Origin of the sequence: Haloarcula terrestris, assembly GCF_031624315.1 — an archaeon.
GTDB classification, from domain to species: domain Archaea; phylum Halobacteriota; class Halobacteria; order Halobacteriales; family Haloarculaceae; genus Haloarcula; species Haloarcula terrestris.
The window spans coordinates 14029-28530 of record NZ_JAMQOM010000022.1 but is presented as its reverse complement, the minus strand read 5'-3'; the positions used below and the strand labels follow the sequence as shown (position 1 = coordinate 28530).

The 14502-nt window shown below is 55.0% G+C and carries 17 protein-coding genes and 2 pseudogenes; 10 read left to right on the top strand and 9 right to left on the bottom strand.

Translation table 11 applies throughout. From position 1 onward, the window contains the following. Positions 1-116: 116 nt before the first annotated feature. Positions 117-608 carry a GAF domain-containing protein gene (locus tag NDI54_RS21495; protein WP_406600214.1) on the bottom strand — a complete coding sequence of 164 codons (492 nt, stop codon included), beginning with the start codon at positions 606-608 and terminating at the stop codon, positions 117-119. Positions 609-941: 333 nt separating this feature from the next. Here NDI54_RS21495 and NDI54_RS20650 point away from each other — a divergent pair, with 333 nt between their 5' ends. Further along, complete coding sequence (locus NDI54_RS20650) at positions 942-1955, top strand: hypothetical protein (RefSeq protein ID WP_310898220.1); 1014 nt, start codon at positions 942-944, stop codon at positions 1953-1955. A gap of 482 nt (positions 1956-2437) precedes the next feature. Then, positions 2438-2680: a HalOD1 output domain-containing protein gene (locus NDI54_RS21490; protein ID WP_406600215.1), complete on the top strand. Its 243-nt coding sequence runs from the start codon at positions 2438-2440 to the stop codon at positions 2678-2680. A 32-nt stretch (positions 2681-2712) separates the two neighbouring features. On the opposite strand, the gene NDI54_RS21565 is transcribed toward NDI54_RS21490, so the two are convergent. After that, positions 2713-3033, bottom strand: a complete 321-nt coding sequence (locus NDI54_RS21565) for a DUF7344 domain-containing protein (RefSeq protein WP_455032230.1) — start codon at positions 3031-3033, stop codon at positions 2713-2715. Positions 3034-3324: 291 nt separating this feature from the next. On the opposite strand from NDI54_RS21565, the pseudogene NDI54_RS20645 reads away from it, so the two are divergent. Both NDI54_RS20645 and NDI54_RS20640 read left to right on the top strand, forming a co-directional pair. Further along, positions 3325-3750, top strand: a pseudogene (locus NDI54_RS20645) (hypothetical protein); the annotation flags it as partial. Between the two features lie 72 nt (positions 3751-3822). Next, positions 3823-4017 (top strand): annotated as a pseudogene (locus NDI54_RS20640) (hypothetical protein); the annotation flags it as partial. A gap of 333 nt (positions 4018-4350) precedes the next feature. Here NDI54_RS20640 and NDI54_RS20635 read toward each other — a convergent pair. From NDI54_RS20635 to NDI54_RS20625, 3 genes are all read right to left on the bottom strand, one after another. Further along, on the bottom strand, positions 4351-4518 hold the full coding sequence (locus tag NDI54_RS20635) for a hypothetical protein (RefSeq protein WP_310898219.1): 168 nt from the start codon (positions 4516-4518) through the stop codon (positions 4351-4353). A gap of 96 nt (positions 4519-4614) precedes the next feature. Continuing rightward, entirely contained in the window at positions 4615-5022 is a 408-nt protein-coding gene (locus NDI54_RS20630; RefSeq protein ID WP_310898218.1) for a type II toxin-antitoxin system VapC family toxin, read from the bottom strand. After that, positions 5019-5243, bottom strand: a complete 225-nt coding sequence (locus NDI54_RS20625) for a DUF7557 family protein (RefSeq protein WP_310898217.1) — start codon at positions 5241-5243, stop codon at positions 5019-5021. Before NDI54_RS20625 ends, NDI54_RS20630 begins: the two co-directional genes overlap by 4 nt. Positions 5244-6442: 1199 nt before the next feature. On the opposite strand from NDI54_RS20625, the gene NDI54_RS20620 reads away from it, so the two are divergent. The 5 genes from NDI54_RS20620 (at position 6443) to NDI54_RS20600 (ending at position 8143) form a co-directional block, all read left to right on the top strand. Further along, the gene (locus tag NDI54_RS20620; protein ID WP_310898216.1) at positions 6443-6598 is read left to right on the top strand and encodes a hypothetical protein; all 156 of its coding nucleotides are present in this window, start codon (positions 6443-6445) and stop codon (positions 6596-6598) included. A 68-nt stretch (positions 6599-6666) separates the two neighbouring features. Then, the gene (locus NDI54_RS20615) at positions 6667-6804 is read left to right on the top strand and encodes a hypothetical protein (protein WP_310898215.1); all 138 of its coding nucleotides are present in this window, start codon (positions 6667-6669) and stop codon (positions 6802-6804) included. Between the two features lie 143 nt (positions 6805-6947). Further along, positions 6948-7091: a hypothetical protein gene (locus NDI54_RS20610; protein WP_310898214.1), complete on the top strand. Its 144-nt coding sequence runs from the start codon at positions 6948-6950 to the stop codon at positions 7089-7091. 362 nt (positions 7092-7453) lie between these two features. Continuing rightward, positions 7454-7591: a hypothetical protein gene (locus tag NDI54_RS20605; RefSeq protein WP_310898213.1), complete on the top strand. Its 138-nt coding sequence runs from the start codon at positions 7454-7456 to the stop codon at positions 7589-7591. A 255-nt stretch (positions 7592-7846) separates the two neighbouring features. Beyond that, a complete protein-coding gene (locus tag NDI54_RS20600) occupies positions 7847-8143 on the top strand; it encodes a hypothetical protein (protein ID WP_310898212.1) in 297 nt (98 codons plus the stop codon). A gap of 292 nt (positions 8144-8435) precedes the next feature. On the opposite strand, the gene NDI54_RS20595 is transcribed toward NDI54_RS20600, so the two are convergent. The 4 genes from NDI54_RS20595 to NDI54_RS20585 form a co-directional block, all read right to left on the bottom strand. Next, on the bottom strand, positions 8436-8591 hold the full coding sequence (locus NDI54_RS20595) for a hypothetical protein (RefSeq protein WP_310898211.1): 156 nt from the start codon (positions 8589-8591) through the stop codon (positions 8436-8438). A 968-nt stretch (positions 8592-9559) separates the two neighbouring features. Continuing rightward, positions 9560-9712, bottom strand: coding sequence for a DUF7837 family putative zinc-binding protein (locus NDI54_RS21560; RefSeq protein WP_455032229.1), 153 nt, complete (start codon positions 9710-9712; stop codon positions 9560-9562). A 246-nt stretch (positions 9713-9958) separates the two neighbouring features. Continuing rightward, positions 9959-11284: a permease gene (locus tag NDI54_RS20590; protein WP_310898210.1), complete on the bottom strand. Its 1326-nt coding sequence runs from the start codon at positions 11282-11284 to the stop codon at positions 9959-9961. A gap of 383 nt (positions 11285-11667) precedes the next feature. Next, the gene (locus NDI54_RS20585) at positions 11668-11838 is read right to left on the bottom strand and encodes a hypothetical protein (protein WP_310898209.1); all 171 of its coding nucleotides are present in this window, start codon (positions 11836-11838) and stop codon (positions 11668-11670) included. Positions 11839-13261: 1423 nt separating this feature from the next. On the opposite strand from NDI54_RS20585, the gene NDI54_RS20580 reads away from it, so the two are divergent. Further along, on the top strand, positions 13262-14323 hold the full coding sequence (locus tag NDI54_RS20580) for a single stranded DNA-binding domain-containing protein (protein WP_310898208.1): 1062 nt from the start codon (positions 13262-13264) through the stop codon (positions 14321-14323). The last annotated feature ends 179 nt before the right edge of the window (positions 14324-14502 follow it).

Sequence of the window (14502 nt, the reverse complement as noted above, 5' to 3'; positions counted from 1 at the left end):
GTGGTTCGTGGCAAAGTCTCGAAACGTCTGTGCAAGGTTCCTGAGACGCCCCATATCGCCAGACGGCGTCCAATTCCCCTGAAATCAGCGATACAATCCGCAGACGGCGTCGGCGTTCAACGGAGCAGGATTTCTTGGTCAGTCCATTGTCGTGGTCCGCCAATATGTTCGTGGCAGATGACACCGATGACATCCCCTTCCGACCGTATCGTGGCGTCAAGAAGGGCACTGATATTATGTGAATCAAAATACTGTTCAGAGAGTTGGGTAGTACGGGAATCAGAATACACATCCGTGACATCGACGATTCGGGATGATTGAAGGGCGTTGATATACGCTGGACCAACGGAGGTGGACAGTTCCTGACCGTTTGAATGGGACTTTGTTCGCTGGTCAAACTGGTCAATACAGCGGAGTTGGGTCTTATTTTCGTTGAAGAGCCAGATATTAACCCGGGAAACATTCAGGACGTCGGCGGTAAGCTCACTGATAGTTTGAATACTAGCATCTATATTTCCAGAAATGATATTTTCGTCTGTCGTCAGTTCGAGAAGGGCCTCGCGATACTGATGATGACTGTCTGTTGTGGCCCTACGATATCCGCACATGCTTGTACCGTTTAATATCTAACACCATCCTATATGGGCGTTTGGGCTGTTTTTGAGTGTCTATTTTATTCAGTCACCGATCAGTGGAGAGGGCCGGAACGATCGTTGTGGTACCGAATTAGATATGACTAACAGACACCCAACAATCGCAGACGACAAAATCAGTATTGAGAATAAAGGGGCGAGTTCATACATATTGTACGCGATCATAGAACCCCTGCACATTAACACCGACCGCACGGCCGCTGTGTGGTGTAAGACATCGCTCGTAGACGAGCACACCCCTGTATCGATCTGTTTTGTCCCACCTCCATGGGTGGAGGTTTAAATACGATGACGAACGCAACCTTGCGTGTGACCGACCGGAACCCTGAGTTCGACCCCACAGATATCCGGGGTGCAGCGAGTTCGGACCCTGAAACGAGAGGGAACGGGCGAGAACGAGTCCTCAAATCCAAAAAGTATCCCAGCCAGACAGGGGCTGATTCTCGAACCTGTGCGACCTGTGGACAGGATATTCCCCAGGATGAACGCCAGTGTCCGTTCTGTGCACACACCAGAGTCTCCGAAACGCCTGCCGACGATCAGGACGACAGTTCATTTTCCGAGTGTACGTTCGGTCGGGTTGTGCTCGCACTCGTCAAGGCCAAAACCAACTACCATGCACGAGCCCTCGGTGCTGCAGCCTTTTCGGTATCTGATAGCATCGCGAGCGGCGAGGATGTCTCCCATGGAACCGTGAAATGTCGAGCAGCCTTCGGGACGGAGCCAGCACCCACTCTCACGAAGGGCTGGCCTGAGCTTCCGACCGAAACCACGATCGATGAGGAAATCGGACAGGCGCTCTTGGAGACAGCCGACGAACAGACCAATTGGGACGGGGACGACATCCAGCCACGGATCTACCTTGAGGACGGTTCGCCGGTCACCGACCGCTCGGAGTTCCAGCGTCTCACAGACGAGTTCCGACAGGACGACGGCACGTACTGGCTCGTTCCCGGCGTCGTGCAGCGCCATCACGCGAGATCCGAACCGGAGACAGTCGGAATCGAGTTCTACTGTCGACAGTGTGACGCCGTGACGGGACACGAATCTCACGGGCTCGACGGCTTCGAGTGCCACTCGCATCGTGACCGGCTGATCTGGACCTGCAGGGAGTGTGGACAGCACCGGCACGAACCCGAGCAAGACAGCGATACGGAGGAGACCACGGGCTATGAGCATCTTCCCGATGGCGTTTCACCGGAAGATATCCACGGCAACGAGCCAGACTTCCAGGAGCAGGAGTTTCAGGACCAGATCAGTGCCTATCGCGAGCGGCATAGCTTCTTCCCGTGGGAGCGGTAGTGACTTTCTAGATAGTCAAAGAGGGAGTCATAGACTGGTTCACATGGCGTTGCTATCGACCATTGGATGGTAGATCGATTGTTGAGTCTGTCTACTAATGAACATTGAACCGTCTATCAAACCCACTTTGTGGTTAGAAGGGATTACTGAATGCAGCGCGCAGACCTTGCATAGAGTTTCGGCAGAAAAGGTTTGCTTGAATTGGGTAGTATCTGACATGAGTTTACAACTGCTCTGGGCTAGTCTAATTACAGCCAACAGCTGTACACAATCCTCACGGATTCTGTATTTACCACTGTAAACTATTATGCGCAGAATATCTCGGATAGAACCTATGGATATATATAGGTGTGAAAACACTGTGTTTACTAATTATGTCTGGGTACTGTGGTGGAGAGTGCGAGGCGGCCAATGATGATCCACTCACGGAGCAACAAGGTGACTTGTAAGAAGTCCAATATGATCCCACCAGCGACCAGGGTCTGACAGCCATAATCATTCAGACGGTCGCTACTTTGGAAGGGGAATCCATGGACAGACTCCAGCACACACCATTACACGAAAGTATCGATATTGGTGCGGTTGAAACACTCCTTTTTGGTCCAGAGGGCAATCGAAGCGGGTCAGAAACCAGTTCTGTCACGTTTCGATACCGCAGCTATCAGATAACAGTCCGTGGCGATGGTCTACTACAGGTATCGGATACAACCAAGATTTCTCCGTGATCAAACTCACTAGTTAGATCGGAGATATCCGTTCAGGGCCACATCCCTGGCAGATCCTCAGCGTGCGTATCAAGTATATCAAGCAGTGATTCGATTTCCCCGAAGCGGTCGCCCTTTGCTACCTCGCCAGTGTCTCTGTCCCACTCAATATACTCCAGTTCGGCCAGGCGCGGCAGATGATTGTGATAAAGATCCGTATCGGCAGTATGACTTACCTCAGCACTACGGCGGAGAAAGTCACTTACTGGTCTGGGTTCGCTCTCACGTAATAAGAGACAGATCAGCCGTCGCTGTCGATCAGATACCGCTTGAAGCGCCGTGTCCAGACTTGCTTCCGAATCGCCGTCAGACATCTCCATACTACTCAATTCTGTCTTAATTTCACTCTCAATAGATATAATTCTTTCGTTAGAATAAATATGTCAAAATTTCTCAAAGATTAGGAGCTTTTCCAGTACTCAGCTACCACAAAGAATTTTATCGGTTTCTGAATGGTACGGGGCCAGCCAGTGTGAGCCTCGAATTCACAGATAGCTTCCAGTGATGTCTACGAGCATGGTTTCGACAAATTGAGCGGTCGAACGATTACAGAGACTTGAGGAGAAAGCCCCGTATTTTAGCGCGGGGAGAATATCAACTCTTGGAACGGTACGCCACTCTCCGACCGCTCGGAGTTCCAGCAGTTCACAGACGAGTTTCGGCAGGACGACGGCACGTACTGGGGTATGCCCGGCGTTGTGCAGCGCCACCAAGCGACATCCGAACCGGAGACACTTGGGATCGAGTTCTACTGTCGGCAGTGTGGCGCCGTGACGGGACACGAATCTCACGGGCTCGATGGCTTCGAGTGCCACCCACATCTTGACCGGCTGATCTGGACCTGCAGGGAGTGCGAGCAACGACATGAACCCGATCAGGACACGGAGGACACTACGGGCGATGAGCATCTTTCCGATGGCGTCTCACCGGAGGATATCCACGGCGACGAGCCAGACTTCCAGGAGCAGGAATTTCAGGACCAGATCAGTGCCTATCGCGAGCGGAATGGCTTCTTCCAGTGGGAACGGTAGCTGTCGTGTCGGCAGAGCGTAACGGTTGTTTAGGGTTCTGTAGAACCGTTCACAGCTACCATTCGGTTCTTGATGAACGGTCAGTACAACACCTGTACTGACCGTCCCGCTCGTGAACTACCTACCCAAGGCCGGCCGCTCTTCCTCGGCGTCGACGGCGACGGTGCAGCCCACTACTGGGACAGCTACGAGTTCGCCGTGGCTGTTGTCGAGGCTGACGGCAAGGCAGAGACGGTTATGTTGGCGAATACGCGGTTCGAGACGCTCGAAAAGTGATTAAAAGTGTAAAAACATACTTAGAAATATGAACCGACGAGACGTTGTTAAGGCGATTGGTGGCTCGGCTATTGTACTCACGACAAGCGTCGCTGGGTGCTCTCAATCCGAACCCGACACACAGGAGACAGTAACGGGGACTACGGAGCCAATAATTTGACTTTATTTTACTGTTGGTGTTTCTACACACTTGCGGGTTGGTAGCTTGTCCTGTCAAGGGTATTCTGCAGTAGTTGTAAATTCATAGATTCGAGCAACGCAACCCACGCTTCAAACGCTACTCATAGGCCCGCTGAACAAATTTTAAAAGCACATAAGCTCGTTCTACACTTCCCCACACTGCCGCTCGTACACGTCACCCTCCAGTGCCCACGCGTACGCTCTCCCGAGCGTCGGCCACCCACGCCACACCAGAAACCGAATGACCGCTGCAACGGGCACCGCCAGCCGCCGATCCCGAACCGTGACCGCGTAGCCGTACTCGACGAACACCTGCGCCTGCCGTCAGTGATCGCCTAGGTGGCCAACCTTCCCCAGTCACAGCCTATCATACCGTCCAGTGAATCGGATACATGCAGCCCGGCACAATTAGGCGGTATGTACAATATCTACGTCAGCAAGCTCCAGAAGAGGCGCCTTGTCGAAATCGTTCTTATTGTGGGTGATGAAAGTACCACCCTCGGTGTGTGCAGTTGCGAGGTTCAAGAGGTCGACAGGGTCAAGAGAGACATCTTGCGACTGTAGACGTTCTTCGAGATAGGCGGCTTCAAGCGCAGTGTTCCCGGTGAAGTCGATGATGCGGTCTAACGTCGACGTGAGGCGCGTTCGTGCGCGTTCCATCTCCGACCGACTGCTACAGGAACGGTAGAACTCGAAGGCGACGAGAGACGGGATTGTCCACTCCTCACTACGATACTGCTGTAGGTGGCTGACAACCTCGGGGTCAGGGTTCGCACCGCCGACTTTCACCAATATGTCGTTGTCCAGTACGATCATTCGTCACTGCGACGGTCCAGCGATTCATTCAGTTCCTCGTGGGTCTCACGCATATTGTCTGCAAGACTCCCATCATCGAACTCACTGAGGAACCCAGCCATCTCCTCTACATCTTTCTCGCTTCGGCTAAGGCGGTCCAACAGGTCGTTGAAGCTTTCGTCGTCCCGCTTCAGGTCACGCAGTCGTTCTTTCACTTCGTCGGTGACTCTGATAGTACTCATGTGTATACGTTGTGTACAAATTGTTGGTATCTCTTTCGGTGATTGAGAGAAGTAGTCCGCTGTGTGGTGAGATGCCGGCAGCATCGTACCCAGCTGTACCACCTCCGCGCTCTCGTCACTGCCTTCGAGGAAGTCGACCAACCACGTCACACCGGAACCCGTTCGGTCGCTGCGACGGGTGCCGCCGGCTGCCGATCCCAAACCGTGGCCACGTAGCTTCGCTCGATGAATACCTACTCGCACGCCGACGGTGATCGCCAGGGTGGCTCACCCCCCATACCCGGTCCCCCCAGCTGAATGGAGACTGTTCGAGGCCGGTAAGCACCAGCAGCGCGAAAACCACTTGTTCCGGATTTCGGGGTAATTTGTTGCACGCTGATCACACCCGGTACCCGATGCTATGAGGAGGGTACGAAGGCTGCATGAAAACCGGGTGTCAGCCCCCTCTGATATTGGTCCACCCTGCGTCCTCTTCGGGGTCGTATACACCGCCCCATTCGGATACTTTCTCCGGGTCGACTTCACGGATCGCGTGGAGCAACTCTTCGCTGCTTAATCTCTGAGCGATATCAATACGCTCGGTTTTGGTTATCCGGTTGCAATCACCACATGGACACCACCCTACCTGGTTTCCAGTCAGCGACGATCGCCACAACAGCTGTCCATTAGAAATGAACTATCTCGAGATGACAACTGTGCTTGCTCAAGTGAGCGGGACATACCGAATTCAAAACCGAGCGGTATACGAGTACAGTGCTTCTACCGCTGATTCTCTTAATCAAGAGAGGGGTATCTGAACCAGTGTCGTCCCCATATCAGTATATGTTGCCGCTAGATGCAAAGCCGAGATATGTCTTTTGTGAGCCTCCACCAGGTGAGAGCCGTTCCAGAGAGAGAGCGTCTTGACTACCAGCTATGTCGAAAAAACACGCGATCCAGACCAAGTTGAAGAGCTACGTCGTCATGACTCAGAACGGGCCAAACGGCCTCGGCTTTGGGACGTACACACGCAACCACCCTGCGTCCCTGAAAGCGCGCGTTGAGGCATAGCAGTCTCCAGCAGCCGGCGTCGTGGGCAACGTCACGCGAGCGCGCCACATCGCTCGCGAGTACCACGACTGGACCCTGCCAAGCGAAGACGAGCTCTGTCAACAAGCGATGGAAGGCGATGCGTGATGTCCAGTGACTCGTCCCACCATATGACCTGCAGAACCGACGAGTGCGACGCGCCGATCTTCGACGCTGAGCGCATCGCGTGTGTCGACGGAGAGTACGGGCCGTGCATGGCCGTTGGGCATCACGGTGGCGTCTGTACCAGCGGTCATCTCTCTGTCTGGGACGTCGCAGAGGCCTGAGTCCTGTCGGCCGCGCACTCGCACTGCCAATTTTGTGTCCCCCCGGTGGGATGAGGGGTTTCCCGAACATGAGCACCGAACAGCAGTCCGTCGACGAGCAGTCTCCAAGCACCGAAGCCGACGACCGACCAGATGTTCGTGCCCAGCACCGACAGGCCCAGACGAGTGGCGACGTCTTCCAGGGCCGACCCCGCGGTGGGAGGTAGATCTCTTGGCCTGACCGCAGGCAGCCCACTCCGTAGCAGGGTGTATCCAGATGTTCTTACATTGGCCGGCGGGCCCACGGGATAGGCTTGGCCTCGATCGGTGAGAAACAGTTAACGATGAGCATGAAAAAGCCGGACGTGTAATGATCGACGAGGAGGTCCGCAAGTTGTACGAACGATATCAGGCGGCCGAAAGCGACGCCGAACGCCGCGAGATTGCGCTTGAGATGGGGAAGCTCGATGGACGTCGCCACGCAGATATCTACGCAGCGCTCGAAAACGAGTGAGAAGTCCCACGTTCTGCGTTTTTGTGTCCAGCGTCGTTCGCGACTAGTGTCCGATCGGCCGCCTTTTGTGAACGTCTTTATTCTCTAGTAGAAGGATCAACCCATCTTGAACTCCCCACGCCGCTAGCGGTTGCTTCCACTACGACAGCACAGCACAATCGTCACGCACATCTGGGTTTCGTGGTCTATGATCGCGTTGCGCCGGCGACGTGGTCGTGTTTGTCGAGGCTGCCGACAACTTGGGTTTCCGTGGTATACACGACGCTGCTCCTGCGTGGGTCGAACCGCTGTAGTGGTGGCGGTCTAACGGCGGTACTGGAAGCAATTTTGTGTCCCCCGGTGGGGTGAGGGGTTTCCCAAACATGAGCACCGAACAGCAGTCCGTCGACGAGCAGCCTCCAAGCACCGAAGCTGACGACCGACCAGACATTCGTGCCCAGCACCGGCAGGCACAGACGAGTGGCGAGGCTTTTGCGGGGCGTCCCCAAGGTGGGCAATGAGTTCCCAGATAGTCAGTGAATGTCTCTGTCGACATGTCCCATCTTGATAGGTTGATTTACACCCAATCTCGTAAGGCGAAGACACACGAACTCTCATCCGATTCATGGTCACTGGCGGTCAGTACACCGGCTCATGAGACGACCAGCGACTAAAAAGCAACAGGTAGATAGATATGTGTCGATAAAAAACAATGACTCTGAATGACTGCCCTCCGTTCCCTCCAGAACCGAATTCGTCCGGGAGCTACACTACTTATGCTCGGGGTGATCGGTGCAGCCACCTATTTTGAATTCATATACAACGGGCCACCAACGGTATATTCTATTGTCCTTTGGATAATTGTCGTTCCGGTGTTGCTCGCAACGACGGTAAACGGTGTTCAAGATCATCCACTCTATCAGCCGCTTCTGTATGCTGGTTTTGTTCTAGTCGGTACGCTACAGTATCTTGATGGTCATTGGTTCCTCCTCGCTGGGCTGTTTATCATCTGCGGTGTTCTCGGATTGCTCTCCGTATTTCGCCAGAAGAGCTCTCTCACCGGGTCAGGATAGCTGGCTCAGTCACCCAGATGGCAACAAAATTGTTCACCCAATCGCTGGTCAGTATACCAGAGGTGCTCAGTGATCGCAGAATGTAATCAATCCATCCGTGCCACTTGCTATGTCAAATAGTACGCTACACTCTCCCCCAGAGGAGGTGCTGACAGTATGTCATAGGCGGTATTCGGCTCGACAGCATGAACGGTTGATCCACTTGAACACACATCTGTCGATTAGTCTGAAGCATAGGGACATCTGCCTCCAGCTTCCAGCACAACCTTCAACTCGTAGTCGAGACAGTGGACTACTGCTCACCGGAGGGTTCGTAGTCATCCGAGAGGAAGATACTGTCTTGTTCCGGATCAAAGTAGACTTCCAGAGCCCGAAGTGAGCCGGCGTAGGCCGCAATCATCACAAACACGAATCCGATCAAGCCGGGAAAGAGGAGTTCCAGAACCATTGTGCTACGTCTGCTTCATAAAGGATGCTAGTCCGTTTACGTGGCTCTAATAATCAGTCCAGTTAGATATTTGTCGGAGGCTATTATGTCCAGTAATATGCGTATCCCCTCCACACGGCGGTCTTCGGAATTACGACAATTACTGTTTATAGGGTTCTCAGCGATCACAGCCGTCGCTTTGTCGTACAATTACGTGATGACGGAAGGGCTATCAGATATGTTGTTTGCTATTCTCGGAGCGAGCCTGTTGCTTACATTGGTGGTGACTCTTCCGATCCTGCTTCTCGACTGAAGCAGGAGTCGCACTGGGAGGTATCTACCGGTCAGCGACTCCCTGTGTCGGGCGACACTGTATCTCTATAACACTGCTGAATTATTGATCAGAGTTAGTGTTACATGATTGTCCCGCGTACAAGATACTCAACCATGCCCAATACGAGGGCGATTGCGAGCGGTACAAACCACCATCCAAAAAAGAGTGGTGCCGGACTATCCACAATTGCGGTATAATCTCTCCAAAGTACATTACCGGTCATTAATATAGCGGATAGTAGAGGAAGCACCAGAGAATATCTTAATAGTAGGCATATAGGAATAGCCAGCAAAAGAATACTTCCAACCGCCATCCACGGGGCCCAAAGACCAAGTCTCCTTATTGTGGTCTGTCTTAGAAGCCGACTCATACTGAGTATCATTGTCAGTGAACCGCCAACTAAAGCCAGCGCAACTTGAGTTCTACTTGATAGAGTTTCCCCAATCATTTTCATAATTCTGTTTACTAAGTCCTGTCCCAATTTGATAATAATTTATTTCGTGTATGGTTGTAATTTGATAGACTGCTTCAATTCATTCGTTGTGGTATCCCACTTTGAGTATCCAGTATTGATTATGATCTCATCTATCTCATCTATCTCATCTATCTCATCTCCAGTCATTTCAGTTTGCAAGAACTTCACTTCTGGCCGAACTCACTCCGGCGCAACAACGTCCTCACACGGCGGACACTCAGCCCAGACACCCTCTGTGCCGTCATCCTTCACGTATTCAACCAGAATCCATCCCGTTGTGATCTGTTTGTCGCAGTCCGGACAGCGACCAAGGCGTTGCGTATCATTGGGCATGGAAAGGGGGGTAGAAGGAGCGTGTGGCAGTGTTCCTTCTAACCAAAATTCGACTGGCCTCGAAAATAAGTGTTTGCCGGGTTTCATAGTGATTAGCGAATGTCTTCATATCTCACAAGGTAACAGATCTCAGATGTGTTGAGAACGTCGTGCAAGATATAGGGAGTGTATGCAGTACTCGTCGGAGCATGACATGTGAACTCGAAACCTGTAGGACAGTCATAGGGTGAATGGGTGGTGGAGACATCAGTCAGCGGCGTGAGCGTGGTCCCCTTGGTCCTCATCCATTCCGCTCTCGCGGTGCAACCAGTAGAGGAACAGGAACAGCCCCGTCGCCAACACGTTCAGCACCATTTTGTAGTTCATTTCGATCCCTACCTCGGCTATCTGCACGCTGTCTGGTGACGGAATCACTCCGGCGGCCAGGAAAACAAAATGGATGAGGACTCCGGTTACCACAGCAGAGACGAAGATCATCACCGACAGGACGGCAGCGAACGTCGGCCCGTAGTACTCCCGATAGGCGTCCATGATGGGCGGGACGATCAGGTCGGCATAGATGTATGAGAGAACCGGCCCGAATGGCAGACCATTGCTGAACAGCACGGCACCGAAGGGAACGTTGCCGACCGAGCAGACGAACGTGGCGACGCCGATGACCGCACCGAGTACCGCGGTCCAGAAGACGTACACCGGAACACCGAAGGTAGCGCCCGAGAAGACGGCGGTCCAGACCGACTCGGGAATGAACCCGGCAATTAGCCCGGCGAAAATGAACCCGATGGCGATCTCGTCCCATAGCATACCCCACTCCTTCCATTGCTTATCGGCCAGCGCCTTCCAGCCTTCCATCGACGTAGCCTGCTGGAGAATCGTGGTGTTTGCCTCCTCTGGGTCGAAGCTCTCCTTGCACGACGTCGAGCAGAAGTAGTAGGTCTCACCCTCGTGTTCGATGGTGTATTCGGCCTCGTTAGGGGTTACCTCCATCCCGCAGACCGGATCCCGGACCGTCTGCTCTCCCTTATCGCGGACGTTCTGTCGGGCCTGCTCAACGACTTCGTCGGGGACGAGGTAGACGAAGCCCAACGCCATCATCCCGATGAGGACGAACCCACCCACGATGTTGGCGAGGAGGAACTGCCAGCCGAGCAATATCCAGATGACGGCACCGATCTCGATGACGAGGTTCGTCGAAGCGAACATGAACGCCCCGATCGTGGCGGCGGCGGAGCCGCCTTTCTTGAAGAGGTTTTTCGCGGTGGCGATGGCCGAGTACGAACACGACGAGGAGACGAATCCGAACAGCGAGCCGTACCCGATTTCACGGAGTCCGTGCCCTTCGAGCAGTTCGCTGATCTCTTCGCTCGAGGTCCAGGCTTCCACGCCGCCTGCGATGGCGAATCCGACGACCAGCGCCCACCATGTGATCCAGGCCATGGCGGCTGTCGTCGTCAGAAACTGTCGGAAGCTCTCAACGAAGAACACCCCGAGCGGCTGGTTCGTGGTGACCATGCCGATGGCGACGGTCACGAGCGCGATGACCACCAGAATCGCGTACTCAGTGCGCTCCATATGTCAAGATAGGGGAGCCACACTTACCGGGATTGTGCCTTCTAATCTAGCCCGAGTACTGGCCGTAAGTTTAGAATCTAAAATGCTGAGCGCCACTTCATTTTCCCTCACCTTGCTCACGGAACCGGGTGGTGAGTTCACCTGTCCCGGATTGAATTCCGGAGAGAAACCGGTGAGCGATAAGCGCTGTGTATCTTGCACGGTAGAACTGACTGTTTTCAGAGAGTATGGGAACCAATGTATGGATTCTTCTGCTCATATCTGCGCTCACACCGACGTGAGAGGCACTTTGAATCGCGTTGTCAACAAGCGAAACCGCTCCCTCACACGTCCGTGTCAGGCCGAATAACCAGATATTCGAGTCACAAACATCCAGGCAGAACTTACGGCGGCAGTTCGCGGTCCGCATCGGTAGATGTTGGAGACTCAGACAACAGCCGCTCAACGTCCCAGTCGATATCCTCGGAGAGAGATTGCAGGTCCTCCCACGCCTCGACTGAGGAAACCTCGTTCCGGCGTGCTTGGTTGTAAATCCGTGCCGATTCCTCGCTCATATAGTTGGTATACCAGTTGTCATTGAATAAGTGATGGGGTGGGATTAGATCTTCACTGAGCAGGTGGTTCGATATCCCAGTCCGAAGCAACGATACTGACATAGACACGGTACTCTCTGTGCCAAGTCACTTCGAGACCTCGATCAGATCGTACGCTTCCAGCTTTGTCAGCGTTCGTCGATAGCGCGGCTCCTTCAGTCCTCTTGTACCATCAGTCTTGTACGGGCCTGAAAGGGGACTCCATCAGGAAAAACGACACATATCGGAGTCATACGCGGTTAGAGACGAGAGTGATACGACTGCACTACCGCTGGCAGTCGGTCCCTCGCAGCGTGGGGCAGACGGCCGGGCGAAACGAATTGACCCTTGGTGGATAGCAGCGTGGGGCTGGCAGGCTGGCTGAGAGCGCGATAGATGGGTGTGAGTCGGCGCAGGACTGACGGCCGGGCCAGGAACGGATGACTGACCGGTGTAACGCCTGACCGCCGGGTAGCCGCCGCTGGGCGGCACTCTCGCTCTCGCCGGGGCCGGTACGCGGGCAGAGAGTGGACGAAGCTAGCGCAGGCAGGGTGTGTCTCGTGTGCGATGGGCGGAGAGTTCTGGGGCTGCTGGGCCTGGAGTCGAGTATTGTGACACACGTGACGGTGTCGAGGGGGGCAACACTTCGGACAACAGGACTCGTGGTACTGTTGGCGGCGGGACGCATGGACCTACAGATGGCGAAACTACCGACAGTAGTGGGACTGGTGGGACTTGCGGTACTGGACCCACGCCAAACGGAATCACGGTGACGAACTCGGTGCCGGTCCAGCACACTTTGAAAGCCCCACGCCGCTGGCGGTCGCTCAGCGACATATCCTCACTACGTTCGGATAGGGGTCGCTGACTCGACCACAGCAAGCGCCAGCGGCGTGGCCCTTTCAGTCCCGCCCGACTACTACAGCACGGGACAGCAGGATTCGACGCGCACGTCGGAGTCGCTCGCGGTCTAAATGAGGAACCCCCGGGGCCGGCGCTCCCTCGCCGGAACGAGGACGGGCACTGCGTGCCCTGTGTTCCGGGCTGCTCACTTCGTTGCGCTGCCGGGCTTTCACCCATCCGGCACTCGCTTGGCCCCGCGGGATGCTGGCTCACCGCAACTGCACACGATGAGACCGCCCGTCGGAGGTGCCAATCTCATACCGCCTTATATATACTAATTTCCCTTGAAATGCGAAAAAGAATACACTGCTTAGGGCCACTCAAACACCAGAAAACTGCACTTGAAACAATCCAATTCCTTCGGTATCTTTAAGTTCTAGACACTTCTGTCAATAGATACGGAAAGATACGACACACGCGGCGCTCACGAAGTAGTTTCACGCCGCAGAAATCGGGTGCTGAGACACCCGACAAGTGTCTTTCCGTGGTGACGTGAAAGACAATGTACGCTAGCAATCCCAGCGGCAAGAAAGCATCGGCAAGCAACCAAACGGTTTCCCTTTCGACCCACGTCGAGGGTGGCCCCGAGCAACTTCTAGAGCAGGTCGCCGAAACCGAAAACGGCGACGAACTTGATTTCCGGATGAACAAGGGCAGCGATAGCCGTGGCAACTACTACGCTCGCCAAGAAGAGGCATACGACTGGACCCGCTCAACCGAGGTTGGCCCGAACCGACGCTTTGGCGAAACGCTCGCCCAACAAGAGGAACGCCACGGACGCGAAGCTGAGCAAGCACGACACGCAGAGATCGCACGCGCTCATGCCGGCAGTGTGGACCGCGAAGCGGGCAACCGACAGCTCGCAGACGCGATGAACCAGCGCCCGGAGCACTTCGACCACGACGATCCACGGGCCGAGATGGACGCCGAAACGCTAGCCGAAGTCAACCAGCAGGCCGATACCATCAGCAAGCAGACGACCATGACCCGAGCGGCTGCAAGTCGACTCCTTGCAGAGTATCTCGACGATGGTGAAAACCTATGTAGCGCCACGTTTTCGACCCAGCTAGACGCCCGGGCCGCAATGGACGCACCGACGCCGATTGCTGATGTCTCGCCCTACGGCTGGGAGTGTACCGTTGAAGGCGAAGTAACCCACCTTATTCAGGAGCCAGACGCCCGCAATCAGTACCAGGTGGCCTATGTCGAGGACGACGAGGGTACGAGCGCGAAGGTCACGGTCTGGGGCAAGTCAGTCCACGGCGGTGAGATGGTGCGGACGCTTCACGAAGGCGACAGAGTGCGAATCTGTGGGGGCAAGCCCGGCGAGTACAACGGCATGAAGACGGTGGCCGTGACGAGTGACACCCTGATGTGTGTCATTGAACTTGGCGACGGTCCCGCGCCTACCGGACATGGGAGTAGCATGTTCGGTTCCGCCGGTGATACCCCGACGGTGGCCCCGTGGGACGCGGAGTCAGATACCCACCAGTGGGCCAACGAGCGAGATACTGATCGGGCGGTTGCTGTGACGCTGGGCAACGCGCACTCCAAGGCGAACTAACGGCCGGCGTCAGCTGGGGCCTCCCCCACCGAAGAGGGCCTCTCGGTCGGTGCGACAGGTCCTCGCGCACGCGGCCTCGCCGCCGCCTCCGGCGGGCCGGGCGGCGGCGAGACAACCACGCGCACGGACTGGAGCGCCACCGTAACGGCGCGTCGACGTGGGTCAGTCTGGTGGGGGCT

Excerpts from the sequence above, each read along its gene's own strand:
- NDI54_RS21495 (WP_406600214.1), bottom strand. The coding sequence starts at position 608 with ATGTGCGGATATCGTAGGGCCACAACAGACAGTCATCATCAGTATCGC.
- NDI54_RS20650 (WP_310898220.1), top strand. The coding sequence starts at position 942 with ATGACGAACGCAACCTTGCGTGTGACCGACCGGAACCCTGAGTTCGAC.
- NDI54_RS21565 (WP_455032230.1), bottom strand. The coding sequence starts at position 3,033 with ATGTCTGACGGCGATTCGGAAGCAAGTCTGGACACGGCGCTTCAAGCG.
- NDI54_RS20630 (WP_310898218.1), bottom strand. The coding sequence starts at position 5,022 with ATGATCGTACTGGACAACGACATATTGGTGAAAGTCGGCGGTGCGAAC.
- NDI54_RS20625 (WP_310898217.1), bottom strand. The coding sequence starts at position 5,243 with ATGAGTACTATCAGAGTCACCGACGAAGTGAAAGAACGACTGCGTGAC.
- NDI54_RS20620 (WP_310898216.1), top strand. The coding sequence starts at position 6,443 with ATGACCTGCAGAACCGACGAGTGCGACGCGCCGATCTTCGACGCTGAG.
- NDI54_RS20615 (WP_310898215.1), top strand. The coding sequence starts at position 6,667 with ATGAGCACCGAACAGCAGTCCGTCGACGAGCAGTCTCCAAGCACCGAA.
- NDI54_RS20610 (WP_310898214.1), top strand. The coding sequence starts at position 6,948 with ATGATCGACGAGGAGGTCCGCAAGTTGTACGAACGATATCAGGCGGCC.
- NDI54_RS20605 (WP_310898213.1), top strand. The coding sequence starts at position 7,454 with ATGAGCACCGAACAGCAGTCCGTCGACGAGCAGCCTCCAAGCACCGAA.
- NDI54_RS20600 (WP_310898212.1), top strand. The coding sequence starts at position 7,847 with ATGCTCGGGGTGATCGGTGCAGCCACCTATTTTGAATTCATATACAAC.
- NDI54_RS20595 (WP_310898211.1), bottom strand. The coding sequence starts at position 8,591 with ATGGTTCTGGAACTCCTCTTTCCCGGCTTGATCGGATTCGTGTTTGTG.
- NDI54_RS21560 (WP_455032229.1), bottom strand. The coding sequence starts at position 9,712 with ATGCCCAATGATACGCAACGCCTTGGTCGCTGTCCGGACTGCGACAAA.
- NDI54_RS20590 (WP_310898210.1), bottom strand. The coding sequence starts at position 11,284 with ATGGAGCGCACTGAGTACGCGATTCTGGTGGTCATCGCGCTCGTGACC.
- NDI54_RS20585 (WP_310898209.1), bottom strand. The coding sequence starts at position 11,838 with ATGAGCGAGGAATCGGCACGGATTTACAACCAAGCACGCCGGAACGAG.
- NDI54_RS20580 (WP_310898208.1), top strand. The coding sequence starts at position 13,262 with ATGTACGCTAGCAATCCCAGCGGCAAGAAAGCATCGGCAAGCAACCAA.